The 14,377-nt window shown below is 73.8% G+C and carries 14 protein-coding genes; 9 read left to right on the top strand and 5 right to left on the bottom strand.

Going from position 1 to position 14,377, the window contains the following annotated elements:
* Positions 1-856: hypothetical protein (locus AA75_RS48965; protein WP_033818116.1), on the top strand; the 856-nt coding region annotated here is incomplete at its 5' end.
* An 88-nt stretch (positions 857-944) separates the two neighbouring features.
* Entirely contained in the window at positions 945-1,193 is a 249-nt protein-coding gene (locus AA75_RS02965; RefSeq protein WP_033818115.1) for a hypothetical protein, read from the top strand.
* Positions 1,194-1,303: 110 nt separating this feature from the next.
* On the opposite strand, the gene AA75_RS02960 is transcribed toward AA75_RS02965, so the two are convergent.
* Positions 1,304-4,294 (bottom strand): AAA family ATPase, encoded by a 2,991-nt coding sequence (locus AA75_RS02960; protein WP_233288898.1) that lies wholly within the window; start codon positions 4,292-4,294, stop codon positions 1,304-1,306.
* 349 nt (positions 4,295-4,643) lie between these two features.
* On the opposite strand from AA75_RS02960, the gene AA75_RS02955 reads away from it, so the two are divergent.
* The 3 genes from AA75_RS02955 to AA75_RS02945 all read left to right on the top strand — a co-directional run bounded on the left by AA75_RS02955 (position 4,644) and on the right by AA75_RS02945 (position 7,727).
* Positions 4,644-5,585 (top strand): hypothetical protein, encoded by a 942-nt coding sequence (locus tag AA75_RS02955; RefSeq protein ID WP_051811698.1) that lies wholly within the window; start codon positions 4,644-4,646, stop codon positions 5,583-5,585.
* A 236-nt stretch (positions 5,586-5,821) separates the two neighbouring features.
* Positions 5,822-7,345 carry an aldehyde dehydrogenase family protein gene (locus tag AA75_RS02950; protein ID WP_033818114.1) on the top strand — a complete coding sequence of 508 codons (1,524 nt, stop codon included), beginning with the start codon at positions 5,822-5,824 and terminating at the stop codon, positions 7,343-7,345.
* A 1-nt stretch (position 7,346) separates the two neighbouring features.
* A complete protein-coding gene (locus tag AA75_RS02945; protein WP_033818113.1) occupies positions 7,347-7,727 on the top strand; it encodes a DUF779 domain-containing protein in 381 nt (126 codons plus the stop codon).
* Positions 7,728-8,031: 304 nt separating this feature from the next.
* Here the strand turns inward: AA75_RS02945 and AA75_RS02935 are convergent, their stop codons facing one another.
* Positions 8,032-8,460, bottom strand: coding sequence for a DUF6325 family protein (locus AA75_RS02935; RefSeq protein WP_033818111.1), 429 nt, complete (start codon positions 8,458-8,460; stop codon positions 8,032-8,034).
* Positions 8,461-8,654: 194 nt separating this feature from the next.
* Between AA75_RS02935 and AA75_RS02930 the strand changes: the two genes are divergently transcribed.
* Positions 8,655-8,978: a hypothetical protein gene (locus tag AA75_RS02930; RefSeq protein WP_033818110.1), complete on the top strand. Its 324-nt coding sequence runs from the start codon at positions 8,655-8,657 to the stop codon at positions 8,976-8,978.
* Between the two features lie 54 nt (positions 8,979-9,032).
* On the opposite strand, the gene AA75_RS02925 is transcribed toward AA75_RS02930, so the two are convergent.
* On the bottom strand, positions 9,033-10,250 hold the full coding sequence (locus tag AA75_RS02925; protein ID WP_033818118.1) for a serine hydrolase domain-containing protein: 1,218 nt from the start codon (positions 10,248-10,250) through the stop codon (positions 9,033-9,035).
* Between the two features lie 93 nt (positions 10,251-10,343).
* Between AA75_RS02925 and AA75_RS02920 the strand changes: the two genes are divergently transcribed.
* Positions 10,344-10,856, top strand: a complete 513-nt coding sequence (locus AA75_RS02920) for an NUDIX hydrolase (RefSeq protein ID WP_033818109.1) — start codon at positions 10,344-10,346, stop codon at positions 10,854-10,856.
* Here the strand turns inward: AA75_RS02920 and AA75_RS02915 are convergent.
* Positions 10,832-11,497, bottom strand: a complete 666-nt coding sequence (locus tag AA75_RS02915) for a cytochrome b/b6 domain-containing protein (RefSeq protein WP_051811696.1) — start codon at positions 11,495-11,497, stop codon at positions 10,832-10,834. The genes AA75_RS02920 and AA75_RS02915 overlap by 25 nt on opposite strands.
* Complete coding sequence (locus AA75_RS02910) at positions 11,481-12,134, bottom strand: molybdopterin-dependent oxidoreductase (protein ID WP_082526205.1); 654 nt, start codon at positions 12,132-12,134, stop codon at positions 11,481-11,483. The genes AA75_RS02915 and AA75_RS02910 overlap by 17 nt, the downstream gene beginning before the upstream one ends.
* 197 nt (positions 12,135-12,331) lie before the next feature.
* On the opposite strand from AA75_RS02910, the gene AA75_RS02905 reads away from it, so the two are divergent.
* Complete coding sequence (locus tag AA75_RS02905) at positions 12,332-13,111, top strand: TetR/AcrR family transcriptional regulator (protein ID WP_082526204.1); 780 nt, start codon at positions 12,332-12,334, stop codon at positions 13,109-13,111.
* Between the two features lie 132 nt (positions 13,112-13,243).
* Positions 13,244-14,377, top strand: a 1,134-nt coding sequence (locus AA75_RS02900; protein ID WP_033818106.1) for a hypothetical protein, incomplete at its 3' end; no start/stop codon positions are given.

Below are 14,377 nucleotides of genomic sequence, written 5' to 3'. Positions count from 1 at the left end.
GTGGAACGGCTACGCCTACAGCAACAACAACCCCATCAACACCGCCGACCCCAGCGGCCTCCAACTGGAGGAGTGCGCCAGCGGCCTGTACCGCTGCTCGCACGGCGGTACCCAGGTCGAAGGCCCGGCCCACGGCGGTCTCCCGGGCGGCTGCAGCGCGTTCGCGTACGTGTGCGGCATCGGCAGCGACTCCACCAGCGACTGCTCCACCAACTGGCACCCGCCGTGCGCACCCATCACCGCGAGCAACGGCAGCGGGAAGATCACCGTCATCAGCCGCACACCCGTCATCACCGGTACGGACAACGGGAAGGACAGCGACAAGGACAAGGGCAAGAAGAAGCACAGCAAGGGGATCAAGGACAGCGTCATCGACGGTTCCCTGAACCTTCTCGCCAAGACCGGTGTCGTGGAGAAGAAGAAGGACCCGCACACCGGGACCTACGGGTTCTGCATCAGCGCCGGTGCCTCCGCCGGCATCGCGGTGAACGGGTCCGCCTGTCTGACCCGCACCTACGGACCGGACGGGGAGGAGCACGGCAATCTGCTCACCAGCGCCGGCACCGGGCTCGGCGGGTTCGGGATCTACGGCTCGGCCGACACCCTGTTCAGCAACGCCGACGACGTCAGCCAGCTGTCGGGCTGGGGCGGCCAGCTCGAAGTCACGGCCGGCGAAGGCCTGGTGGGGCACGGCGCCGTGGGCACCGGCGGCTCGAAGAACAGCAAGGGAGATCTGGTGGTGACCGGAATGGTCGGCGTCGGAGCGGGGCTCGACTACATCCCGCCCGTGCTGCCCGTGAACGTCACCGGAGGCGTCTCCTACACTTGGGTCCACCAGCCGTTCGGCAACAGGTAACGGCATCCGGCCCGGGCGCCGCCAACAGCGCCCGGGCCGTCCGTCCGCCCGGCCCTACCGCACTCCTCACCCCAACCGGAGGCAATACATGTCGACCGCTGGCGCCGTCTTCTTCTGCTGTGTCGGATCCGGTTTCCTGGTGGCGGCCTGGATCCTGATCACCAAGTCCCGCCCGATCGCGGGCTGGTGGAAGAACAACCTGGTCACCATGGGGTACCAGGACCGCGCCGAGCGCCTGACCCCCGGCACGCTCAAGGGGTTCGGCGTGTTCTTCGTGCTCTGGGGTCTGCTGGCCGTCTCGCTCGGGGCCGCCACCCTCCTCGGCGTGCTGCACTGACCCCGCGCCGACGGTTGGTCGGAATCGGCGGATCCGCCTGAGTGCCCGCGGCCCCGGACGCCCCGCTTCGACGAGGTGTCCGGGGCCGCGGCGCGCCCGGCGCGGGCGGCTCAGCCGTCCCGGCCGGGTCGCTGGTCCGACTCCTCGTCCGGCCCCTGGTCCGGCCCCTGCTCGGGCAGGCCGAGCGCGGCGGCCAGGCCCTCCGGCCCGGTGCCCGCCTTGCGGTGGACGGCGGCCAGCCGGCGGTGCACCAGGCTCAGCTGGAGGTCGAGCCGCTCGGCGATCCGCTGCGGCGGCAGCCCCTGGACCGCGAGCTGGGCGACCTCCCACTCGGGCTGGGTGAGCGCGTCCCGGCTGAGGGTGTGCAGCCGGTTGGGGCGCAGCCCGGAGACCGCCAGCTCGCCGCGGGCCTTGGCGACCAGGCCGTCGGCACCGCAGTGCTGGGCCAGCTCCATGCCTTGGTACAGGTACTCGCCGGAGGCGCTCAGCCGGCCGACCCGGCGCAGTGCCGCGCCGAGGTCGACCAGGGCGTGGGCGTGCTCGTACCCGGCCGGGGACAGGCCCAGCCGGCCGACGGCCTCCTCCAGCAGTTCGACGGCGGCCGGGCCTTCGGTGGTGGCCGCCTGCAGCCGCAGCGCGGTGCCGATCGCCGACGGGGTCCCGAACTCCCGGGCCCGCTCGACGGCCAGCTCCGCGTACCCGCGGGCCGCGTCCGGGTCGTCGGGGGCGAGCGCCACCGCGAGGTGGCCGGCCCACGGCGCCCAGACGGTGTTCTTCCAGCCGCGGGCGTTCAGCTGCTCGCCGACCTCGGTGAAGACGGCGGCGGCCCCGGCCCGGTCGCCCCGGGCGAGCAGCAGCTTGCCGTACAGGGTGGGCGCGTCCGGCAGCACCATGGCGGTGGTGTGGTACGGCGGGGCGAAGCGGTAGCGCTGAGCGAGTTCCCAGGCCTCGGTGAAACGGCCGCGGGCCAGCAGGGTGTCGGCGAGCACGCCGACGATGTCCCACTGCAGCGGGATGCCGGGGGCGATCCGCTCGGAGATCTTCAGGCCCCGGCGCAGGAAGTCCTCGGCCTCGGGGAGGAAGCCGCGGCGGAACCGGACCAGGCCCATCAGGAAGTAGGCGAAGCCGCGGTGCGCGCCGCTCCAGCCGGCCACCTCGAACTCCAGGATGGCGTCGGAGAACAGCCGTTCCGCGCGGGCGAGTTCGTCGGTGTAGGTAAGGGTGAGGCCGACCAGGGCGGGGAGTTCGAAGCCCCAGGTGGTGTTGGTCCAGCCGAGCTCGGCGGGCAGCCGGCCGTCCGCGAGGACCTCGTCGGCGTAGCCGACCGCCTTGGCGGCGGGGGCGCCGCGCAGGGTGAGGTCCCAGGCGCGCATCGCCAGCACGGCGCGTTCGGCGGCGGTGTCGCGTTCGCCGAGGCTGAGCGAGAGCTTGTGGAGCCGGTCGGAGCGGCCCGGGCCGTCCTCCTCGTCGCGCTGGAACGCGGCCCACATGAAGTGCGCGGCCTCCAGGCGGAGCCGGCCCGGTCCGGGCGGGGTGCGCTGGGCCTCCAGCCGGCAGGTCTCGGCGGCCCTGACCAGCTCGCCGGAGTGGGCCAGCACCTCGGAGAGCCGGAAGGTGGCGTCCACCCGCAGGTCGTCGCCGAGACCGTCCATCTCCAGCGCGAGCCGGAGCTGGTTGACGGTGGCGGACGGGTCGGTGAGCAGGGCGGAACAGCCCAGCTCGTACATCACCACGGCGCGGTCCGCCTCGTCCGGCGGCTCGGCCAGGGCGCGCTCCAGGCAGCGCTGGGCGGCCTCGGGTGCGCCGATCGCGAGGTGCTCGGTGGCGGCCTTGCGCAGTTTCCGGACGATCGTGTAGTCGCCCTCGGGGAGGGTCTCCAGCAGGTGCCGCGAGGCGGTGAGCAGGCTGCCGCCCGCGTTCTCGATGGCGGCCGCGGCGATGCCGTGCATGGCGGTCTTGGTGCCGGAGGGCATGGTCAGGTAGATCGCGGTGCCGATCAGCGGGTGGACGAACTCCAGCCGCCCGTTGGGGCTGCTGGTGAGCACCCGGTGCTTGCGCAGCTGGCGCACCGACTCGTCGGACTGGTCGGGGCCCTGCGCGCAGATGATGGCGGCGAGCTGCTGCTTGATGTCGGTGCCGAGCAGGGCGGCGGCCCAGGCGAACCGCATGGTAACCGGGCCCAGCTTCTCCAGCCAGTACTGCAGGGTCTGGCCGCGGGCAGCGGCGGCGAGGTCGCGCAGCCGCGGGGTGTTCTCCTCGATCGGGTCCAGGCCCTGGTCACGGACCTCACGCAGCAGCGCCTGGATGTCGTACGGGGTGCCGGCAGTGATCGCCCAGACCTGGCGGCAGAAGGCGTCGTCGGCCAGGGCGCCGAAAACACCGCGGACCAATTGGGTGACCGAGGCGGGGTTCAGCGGGTTGAGCTGGTGTCGGCGGGCCGCCATGCCCTCGATCTGCTGGATCAGTCCCCGGGCCTCCTCGGCGAACTCGTCGCGGTAGCCCAGCACCAGCAGGACCGGCAGTTCCTGGCAGCGGACCGCGAAGGAGGAGAGCCAGGTGAGCGACTCCAGGTCGGCCCAGTGCAGGTCGTCAACGATCATCACCAACGGGGCCCGGCGCGGGGCGAGTTGGGTGAGCACGAAGTCGAGTCCGTCGCGGACGCCCTGCGGGTCGAGCGGCTCCAGCTCGCCGGAGGGCGGGAACAGGCCGATCGCCGGGCCGACGATGCCGCGCCAGTTGCCGAACACCTCGCGGCTCTCGGCCTCGCTCAGCGCGCCGAGCACCGGGAGCAGCAACTGCCGTAGTACGCGGAATGGTTCGTTCTGCTGCCGCTCGCCGCCGCGGGCGAACAGGACGGTGCAGCCCGGCTGCAGTCTGGCGAGCCTGCGGACCTGCCGCAGGACCGAGGTCTTGCCCATCCCGGGCGGGCCGGAGTAGAGGAGCAGTTCACCGATCTCGGTGCCACCGTTGGCGAACGCCCGGCAGAGTCTGGCGACGGCCTGTTCGGCGCTGCCGAGCTCGGATTCGCGCTCGTGGAGCGGGTCCTCGACCGTTCCGGCGCCGAGCCCTCGCTCCCCTTGCCCGTGCTGATCTCCGGCCACCGTTGCGCCCTCCGCCTCACAGTTCCGTGGTTCTGTCCCCGACATTAGCGCCGCGCACGCCCCCATGGGCGGCATTCGCGCAGGCCGGAGGCCACGGACAGGGTTGAGAGCGAGAGCCAGGGGCAAATGCCCTGATACCTCTGACATCTGATGATCTGATCAGATAATCTTCGGCCCGCACAGCTGGAGATGATCTTTTTTTTCCGCGGGCCACCCCGAGGCCGAGCAGGACGTACGGCACAGACCCCTCAGCAGCGCCGGGAGAACGATGTCCGACTGCACCTCACTTGAGCTTCCGTTTCCCCACAGGCGGAGCCCCCACCAGGCGGGGGCGGCAGCCCACCACCGGTTGTGGCTGGACCGCCACAGACAACTGACCGCCGGCATCACCGAGCCCGCGTACGAGCACTGGGACGTGTCGGAGCTCGCCGCTTTCTGCTACCCCGAGGCGGGGCCGGACGAACTCGGCCTGGCCGCCGACCTCCTCGGATTCTACTTTCTCTTCGACGACCAGTTCGATACCGAACTCGGCCAACATCCGGCCGAGGTGGCCAGGATCTGCGACCGGCTCTGCGGAATCACGCACGGCACCGCCGCATTCGCCGCGACCACCCCGTTCGGATCCTCCGCCCCGTCCACCTCTCCCGTCCCGTCCGCCTCATCCGCTCCGCCCACCCCGTCCGCCACCGAGCACGCCTTCGCCGACCTCTGGCGCCGCAGCCAGCGGGGGATGTCCGCCCGCTGGCGGGCCAGGGCCGCGTACAACTGGGAGTGGTACTTCGCCAGCCACCCCGCCGAGGCGGCCGGCCGGGCCTTCGCCGAACTCCCCGACCGGGAGAGCTACTTGGTCCTGCGCCGCGGCACCGCGGCAATGGAGACCCTGTTCGACATGATCGAGCGGCTCGGCCACTTCGAGGTGCCGCAGAGCGCCTTCCACCACCCGGTACTCCGTCGACTGCGCCAACTCGCCGCCGACATACCATCGTTCAGCAACGACGTGCGCTCCTACCCGCTGGAGGCGCCGCGCGGCGACGTGTACAACCTGGTGATGATCGTCCAGCAGGAGCGCGGCTGCCCGGCCGATGAGGCCAGCGCCGTGGTGCTCGCCGAGGCGCAGCTGATGATCAATCAGTTCGCCGAACTGCGACTGCAGCTGGCGGACGTCTACAACCAGCTCGAGCTCGACGCCGCCCAGCGCGGCGCCGTCCAGCGCTACGCCGACGGACTCGCCGCCTGGCTGGCGGGCTACCTGCGCTGGGAGGGCCGCACCGGCCGCTACCGGGCCGGGTAGCGCGCCGGGCCCGGCGCCGCACCGCCGGCGCCGGGCCGCCGCGGCCCCACCACTACCGTGACCGGTCCGGTACGGGGCGTAGCGGCGGCGCCGACCGGGCGGTTAGGGTGCGGACCGGAGGGGCGGACCCCTCCAGTCAGCTTCCAGCATCCTTCCGCCCGGGCCGCCTAGGCTGCCCGGCGCGCTGCCCCGGGGCGGGCCCGGACGGCGGCGCCTGTCGTTGCGAGGAGAGAGCTTTGACGGTCTACCAGCCCCCCGGCCGGCCCGGTTCGGTGGTCGAGTTCCGCAGCCGCTACGAACACTGGATAGGCGGCGACTGGCGGCCCCCGGTGCGGGGTCAGTACTTCGAGAACCCCACCCCGGTGACCGGCCGGCCGTTCTGCGAGGTGGCCCGCGGCACCTCGGAGGACATCGAGGCCGCGCTGGACGCCGCGCACGCCGCCGCACCCGCCTGGGGCCGCACCTCCCCCGCCGAGCGCGCCCAGGTGCTGCTGCGGGTGGCCGACCGGATGGAGCAGAACCTGGAGGCCCTGGCGGTCGCCGAGAGCTGGGACAACGGCAAGCCGGTCCGGGAGGCGCTGGCGGCGGACATCCCGCTGGCCGTCGACCACCTGCGCTACTTCGCCGGCGCGCTGCGCGCCCAGGAGGGCTCGCTCTCCCAGCTCGACGAGGACACCGTCGCCTACCACTTCCACGAGCCGCTGGGCGTGGTCGGCCAGATCATCCCGTGGAACTTCCCGATCCTGATGGCGGTCTGGAAGCTCGCCCCGGCGCTGGCCGCGGGCAACGCGGTGGTGCTCAAGCCGGCCGAGCAGACCCCGGCCTCGATCCTGGTGCTGATGGAGCTGGTCGCCGACCTGCTGCCGCCGGGCGTGGTCAACGTGGTCAACGGCTTCGGCGTGGAGGCCGGCAAGCCGCTCGCCTCCAGCCCGCGGATCCGCAAGATCGCCTTCACCGGCGAGACCACCACCGGCCGGCTGATCATGCAGTACGCCAGCGCCAACCTGATCCCGGTCTCGCTGGAGCTCGGCGGCAAGAGCCCCAACCTGTTCTTCGCCGACGTGGCCGCCGAGCAGGACGCCTTCTACGACAAGGCGCTGGAGGGCTTCGCGATGTTCGCCCTCAACCAGGGCGAGGTGTGCACCTGTCCGAGCCGGGCCCTGATCGAGGCGCCGATCTACGACCGCTTCCTCGGCGACGGCCTCGAGCGGGTCCGGGCGATCCGCCAGGGCAACCCGCTGGACACCGACACCATGGTCGGCGCACAGGCCAGCAACGACCAGCTGGAGAAGATCCTCTCCTACATCGACATCGGCCAGGCCGAGGGCGCCAAGGTCCTGGTCGGCGGCGAACGGGTCCAGCTCGACGGCGAGTTGGCGGGCGGCTACTACGTGGCCCCGACCGTCTTCGAGGGCACCAACCGGATGCGGATCTTCCAGGAGGAGATCTTCGGCCCGGTGGTCGCGGTGGCCCGCTTCGACGGCTTCGACGACGGCATCGAGATCGCCAACGACACCCTGTACGGGCTCGGCGCGGGCGTCTGGACCCGGGACGGCTCCACCGCCCACCGGGCCGGGCGGGCGATCCAGGCCGGCCGGGTCTGGACCAACTCGTACCACCTGTACCCGGCGCACGCGGCGTTCGGCGGCTACAAGAACTCCGGGATCGGCCGGGAGACCCACAAGATGATGCTGGAGCACTACCAGCAGACCAAGAACCTGCTGGTCAGCTACTCGCCGCAGGCTCTGGGCTTCTTCTAGGATGGCCGCCTCCCAGGTGGCCGTCACCCCGGCGGCGGCCGGTCTGATGCGCGAACTCGCCGCCGAGCACGGTCCGTTGATGTTCCACCAGTCCGGCGGCTGCTGCGACGGCTCGGCGCCGATGTGCTACCCGGCCGGCGAGTTCCTCACCTCGGCCGCCGACCACCTGCTCGGCGTCCTCACGGTGGACGGGCTCGCGCCGGTCGAGGTCTGGATGGCCCGGGACCAGTACGCGTACTGGTCGCACACCCATCTGACCATCGACGTGGTGCCGGGGCGCGGCAGCGGCTTCTCGCTGGAGGCGCCGACCGGCCACCGCTTCCTGGTCCGTTCCCGGCTGCTGACGGACGAGGAGGCCCAGGCACTCCACCCAGGCGCCTGACCCAGCAACTCCGGGGGCGTGCAGCCCAGAGCGCACGCCCCCGGAGTGCACCTACCGCTTGACCGAGCGAGGTACGACCGCGGGTCCCCGCCCCATCCGCCACCCGGCGGCCGGGCCCTGCTCGACGGGATCCGGCCAGGTGCCGGGTGCAGTGGTACGGGCCGCCCGCACGGCGCCGCCGGTCACCAGGCCGCGGCCGAGCGGGGTGCCCGGCGGACGGGCTGCCCCGAGCGGGCGGACCGGGCCCGGCAGCGCGGACGGCGGAACGGGCACGGTCGACGGGACGGACAGCAGCATGGGGTCCTCAGTTCTGTGCCGCGACGCGCGCGCGGGCGGCGCGTACGGCTTCCTCGATGTTCTCCGGGGGGATCCGCACGCCGGAGGCGATCCGTCCGCCCACGGCGCGCAGCGCCTCGGCCGCGGCCTCGGCCCAGACGTGCTCGATCAGGACCAGCAGCGCGACCGAGCCCGGCGCCAGCAGCTCGGCGGCCTCCTGCGCGTCCTCGGGGCCGATCAGCGGCAGTTCGTGGCCGCCGACCGCGACCACGCCGCGCAGGTGCTCGAAGTCGGCGAGTTCGCCGTAGGTCGCCTCGCCGTCCGGGTGCCGGGTTACCACCAGTGAGTCGATCACCCGGATGTCCCCGGCGGTGCGCAGCGCGACCAGCGCCGCGGCGGTCTCGCGGGTGATGGTCTCCTGCGGGAACGTCAGGACGAGCAGTTCGGCCGGCCCCATCCAGGGCTCCCTTCCTCGGGCTGGTCCCCCAGCCGGATCCAAGCACACGGCGGGCCCGCCCGGGTCCGCCGACACCCCGTCCGGGGCGGCGCACGGGGGGACTGCGAACGGCCCAGGCGGCGCGCGGCCCGGTCGCGTCCGTGGTCTCTGGAGAGCAGCGGCCGACCGTGCCGCGGAACAGGAGCCACCGACCCATGACCATCCCCGTCGACAAGCTGTCCCAACCCGCCGTGCGCACTCTGGTCGCCGCGATCAACGCGGGTGACCGCGACGCCTTCCTCGGCGCGCTCACCCCGGACGCCACCATGTCGGACGACGGTTCGGACCGGGACCTCACGGACTGGATCGACCGGGAGATCTTCTCCTCGCGCGGCCGGATGGAGGTGCAGACCGAGAAGGACGGCGGTCTGGCGCTGGTCGCCAACTTCCGCAACGACACCTGGGGCGAGATGCGCACCGCCTGGCGGTTCACCGTCGACAGCGGCAAGGTCAGCCGCTTCGACACCGGCCAGGCCTGACCCGCCGGGGGCCGGGCCGCTCCCCGGACCCCGGCCCCGCCCCCGGCCCCGGCCTCAGCCGGCGAGGCAGGCGCGGACCGCGCCGATCAGCGTCCGGGAGCGGATGTCGCCGGTCACCCCGGGCTGCATGCCGTTGGTGACGTACCCGAAGCCGATCCCGAGCGACGGGTCGGCGAAGCCCAGCGAGCCGCCGCGGCCGGGGTGGCCGAAGGCGGCCGGGGAGGACATCGGCGAGGTGCCGCCGTGCCGGAAGAAGCCCTGGCCGAAGGAGGTGTTGACGATCAGCACCCGGTCCGGTCCGTCCACCGAGGGCCCGGCCGCCTCGGCCAGCGTCGCGGCGTCGAACAGCGCGGGCAGCCGCTCGCCCGGGGCGCCGGCGTGCCGGTCGGCGGCGCCGATCAGCGCGGCGTAGAAGCGGGCCAGCGAGCGGGCGGTGCCAATGCCGCCCGCGCCGGGGACCTCGGCGGCCTGGATCGCCGGGTCGTTGAGGTCGACCGGCGGGCGGACCGCGCCGAACGCCCGGGCGGTCAGCGAGGCCGGGTCGCGGTAGGCGTCCCGGACGTTCTGCTTGGGCCGGATCCGCAGGCCGTTCGGCCCGACCTGGGCGGCCTCCGGCGCGGGCAGGTCGACCAGCCGCCCGACCCGGGGTGCGGCGCCCGCGGGCAGGCCGATCCACAGGTCGAGGCCGAGCGGGCGGGCGATCTCCTCGGCGAACAGGTGGCCGATGCTGCGGCCGTCCGCCCGCCGGACCAGCTCCCCGGCCAGCCAGCCGAAGGTGTACGGGTGGTAGCCGTGCGCTGTGCCCGGCTCCCAGGCCGGGGCCTGCGCGGCGACGGCGGCAACCGCCGGCTCCCAGGCGATCAAGTCCTCGATCCGCAGCGGGGTGTCCAGCGCCGGGAGGCCGGCCTGGTGCGACAGCAGCCAGCGGACCGGGATCCGCTCCTTGCCCGCGGCCTTGAACTCCGGCCAGTAGGAGGAGGCCGGCGCGTCCAGGTCGAGCAGGCCGCGCTGGAACAGCAGCAGCGCCGCGGCGGCCGTCAGGCCCTTGGTGACCGAGCGCAGCACCTGCGCGGTGTCCGCGGTCCACGGCACGGCGGGCGCGGGCCGGGCACCGACCTCGGGCCGGGCGTCGCCGCCCCACAGGTCGACCACCTTGCGGCCGTCGGCGTACAGCGCGAAGGCGGCGCCGAGCTCGCCGTGGTCCCGGAAGTTGCGGGCGAAGGCCTCCCGGACGGGTTCGAAGCCGTCGGCCGTCTCGCCCCAGATCTCCACCGTGCTCACGCTCGCCGCCCTCCGCTCCGTCGCCGCCTTGGTTCGCACGATAGTCCGGTGCTCGGGCTGACGCCGAGTCGGTACCGTGGGGCCATGACGAACCCCGCTGACGAGCTGCTGGACGTGGTCGACGCACAGGACCGGGTGATCGGCACCGCCCCGCGCGGCGAGGTCTACCGGCGGGGGCTGACCCACCGCTGCGTGTTCATCCTGGTCCGCGACGCACAGGGACGGATCTTCACCCACCGCCGCACCGCGCAGAAGCTCTTCGCCCCCGGCGCGTACGACTGTTTCGTCGGCGGGGTGGTCGGCAGCGGCGAGAGCTACGCCGAGGCGGCCGTCCGGGAGGCCGAGGAGGAGCTCGGGGTGAGCGGGATCCGGCCCGAGCCGCTGTTCAGGTTCCTGTTCGAGGACGGCGCGGGCCTGTCCTGGTGGTGCGACGTGCACCAGGCCGTGTGGGACGGTCCGGTGTCCCCGCAGGCCGAGGAGGTCGCCTGGCACGACTGGCTGACCGAGCCGGAGCTGGCGCGGCGCCTCGCGCAGTGGGAGTTCGTCCCCGACGGCGTGGAGACCTGGCGGCGCTACCTGGAGTGGCGCGCGTCCTGAGCCCCGGGCCCTGGCGGCCGGTGGTCCGGCGGTTCCCAGTCCGGGTGCTCCCGGGCGGCCCAGAGCGGGTCCACGCTGCCCGTGCGCATGCCGCGCCGGGCCTCCGGGTCCCGGACCGCCATCCAGATGTGCCCGCCCACCACGACGGCGACCGCGACCGCCAGCCAGTCGTGGACGAAGGTCGCGCCGGTGCGCCACACCAGCGGCGCGAGGTGGGTGAACCACATCAGCAGCCCGGTGCCGAGCATCACCAGCACCGCACCGGCCGTCCAGGCCGCGTACAGCTTCTGCCCGGCGTTGAACTTCCCCGCCGGGCGGCGGTACGAGCGGCGGCGCACCGCGCGCAGCCAGGCGCGGTCCAGCGGGGTGAAGCGGTTCAGCCGGGTCAGGTCCGCCCGCAGCGCCCGGGAGGCCAGGCCCAGCAGCAGCGGAGCCGGGAGCAGCAGCCCGCACCACTCGTGCACCGCGGTCACCAGGCGGCGGCGCCCGACCAGCTCGCTCAGCGGCGGGTAGTACAGGAACGCGGCCGTCACCAGGCACACCAGCATCAGCCCGGAGGTGGCGCGGTGCACCCAGCGCTCGGCCCGGCCGAACCGCGGGACCCGGCCCGCCTGCGCCGCCCGCTCAGCCGGTGGGCGCATCGTCGCGTCCGTTCGAGCGGCCCACCCAGGCGTCGACGTCATAGCCGTAGTGCTCCCAGTAGCCGGGTTCGACCGAGGGCGTCAGCGTGATGCCGGAGAGCCACTTGGCCGATTTGTAGAAGTACATCGGCGCGACGTACAGCCGCACCGGGCCGCCGTGCTCGTGACTGACCGGCCGGTCCTGCATCCGCAGCGCCACCAGCACGTCGTCGCGCCGGGCCTGCTCCAGGGTGAGGCTCTCGGTGTACTCGCCGTCGAAGCAGCTGAACCGCACCGCACCGGCGTCCGCCCGGACCCCGGCCGCGTCCAGCAGGGTGGCGAGCCTGACCCCCTCGAACGGGGTGCCCGGCACCCGCCAGCCGGTCACGCACTGCACGTCGTGGACGATCCGGGTCTGCTCCATCGCCTGCAGCTGGGGCAGGCTGAAGGTGACCGGTCGGTCCACCATCCCGTCGATCCGCAGCGTGTAGTCCGCGGCCGTCCGGGTCGGCACCGAGCCGACCACCGAGTAGTACCGGAAGCCGCCCCCGCCGGGCAGCAGCCCGCTCAGCCCGGTCGGGTCCTTGCTGGTGACCCCTTCGACGGCGCGTTGCAGGAACGGGCCCGCCGCCACCCCGGCCACGCCCAGACCGAGCATGCCGAGGACGACGCGGCGTCCGACGGGGGTTCCGGAGGTCTCACTCACACCGTCGATTCGACCAGGTCGGCGTGGTCGGGGCCAGAGCCGCGGGGCCGCCGTCAGAATTTCGTCATCTCCTCCAAGGACGGCCGGTCCACCCCGGCCCGCACGATCGGACGACCGGCCGGGACGGCATCGACCGATAGGGTGACGGTATGGCTTCCCGTACGCCGACGGCGGCGACCCGGACTCCGGAGGTGCGTGCGCCGCGCCGCAGGCTGAGCGTGGACGAGCGCCGGGAGCAGCTGATCGCGGTCGCGCTCGACCTGTTCAGCAAGCACCCGCCGGAGGACGTCTCCATCGACGACATCGCGGCCGCCGCGGGGGCCTCCCGGCCGCTGGTCTACCACTACTTCCCCGGCAAGCAGGCGCTGTACGAGGAGTCGCTGCGCCGGGCCGGCCAGGAGCTGGCCGGGCGCTTCGAGGAGGCGGCCGAAGGGCCGATGTCCGAGCGGCTGCTGCGGGTGATGGGCCGCTACCTCGACTTCGTGAACAGCCACGGCCCCGGCTTCGAGGCGCTGCTGCGCGGCGGTTCGGTCGCGGCCAGCCCCGGCACCACGGCGGTGATCGACGAGGTCCGGCGGGCCGCGCTGGAGCAGATCCTGCTGCACCTCGCCGTCCCCGCGCCCAGCCCCGGGCTGCGCCGCACCGTCCGGGCCTGGATCGCCAACGCCGAGATCACCTCGCTCGACTGGCTGTCCGAGCGCAGCGTCCCGCTGGAGGAGCTGCAGCTGCAGCTGGTGCAGGAGTTCGTCGCGGCGCTGGCGGTCACCGCGGCGCGGGAGCCGGGGCTCGCGGCGGAGCTGGCCGGGTTCTTCCGCAGCGAGCAGCCCGGGGGTCCGACCGGGCGGCTGGTACGCGAACTGGCGGGCCTGCTGGCCGTTCCCGGCCTCGCGGAGGACCTCGGCCGGCTCGCCGCCCCGCCGGCCGGCTGACGAGGCGGGCCGCACACATCCGGAGCTGCCGCGCCCGCTTGGTGAGCTTCGGTGCCGGATGCCGCCGGGTCAGCGGTTTCTGATAGAAAGTGGGCGTTAATGCCACACCGAGAGCGAGGGGGGCTCGGCGCCATGACTCAGGACGGCTTCACAGCCGCGGAGCGGATCGCGGCCACACTGGACGCACTGGCCGAAACGCTGCTGGGCGAGCGGGCCACGCACTACCCGGCCGCCACCCTGGCCGCTTTCGGGAGCACCGCGCACCCGGCCGCCGGCGCCCTGTTCGGCGTCCGGATCGGCCCCAACGGCCCCGGTATCACCGGGGTCCACGGTCTCGGCACGGTGGTGGAGGCGGCCCACACCCGGCGCCCCGAGCCCGCGCCGGGAGCGGCCGCCGAGCTGCTGGCCCGGTACGGCGGCGGTACGGTGCGCGGCGCCGCGGCCCCGTCCGCGGCGGCGTTCCGCTTCCCGGTCGGCCACGGCAGCGCGGACGAGAAGCTGCGCCCGGAGTTCCCGCCCGCGCTGGCCGCGCTCGCCGCGGACCGGCCGGTCCTCGCACCTGACGAACTGTCCACCGGTTCCGGTGTCGAGGCGCGCCTGCTGGTGCCCTCGCTCTTCCACCCGCTGGCGATCCGCGGCGACGGCGCCGCGCTCGGCGCACACCTGACCGAGGTGGCCGCCGAGCTGTTCGCCGGTGCCGACGCCGAGGCCCGCAAGGAGTGGGCGGTGGTGGCGGCCGCGCTGGCCGAGGAGACCGCCGCCGCGGGCGTGGTCTTCGCCGGCCTGGCCACGGTCGTGACGCAGGGCCGCCGCTCGCGCGCCTCGCTGGTCGCCGCGCTGGTGCCGCACGCCCAGGAGGTCGGCGAGCTGGCCACCGAGCTGGCGGACCGGCGGCCCGCCGCCGAGGTCTGGCGGGTGCTGCTGCCGGCCGGACCCGCCGTGCTGCTGGTCGAGCCGCGGACGGTACCGGTGCCCGCGCCGCTGACCGCCGACGGGCGGCCGCTGTCGCTGGTCGGTGTCACCGCCGAGGCGTTCCTGCCGCTGCCGGACGGCCGGTCGGTGCTGACCGTCCAGCTGAGCACCGCCCAGGCGGACGACTGGGAGCTGTACACGGGTGTGTTCGCCCGGGTGCTGGAGAGTGTCCAACTCGCCTGGGACGGCCAGGTGCACGTCGCCGCGCAGCCGCCGCAGGTCCAGCAGCCGGCCGCCGCCCCGGTGCAGGCCGCACCCCCGGCCCCCGTCGCGGCCCCGCCGGTTCCCCCGGCC

The organism is Kitasatospora sp. MBT63 (assembly GCF_000710465.2).
Lineage (GTDB): Bacteria > Actinomycetota > Actinomycetes > Streptomycetales > Streptomycetaceae > Kitasatospora.
This window is presented reverse-complemented; position numbering and strand designations above follow the sequence as displayed.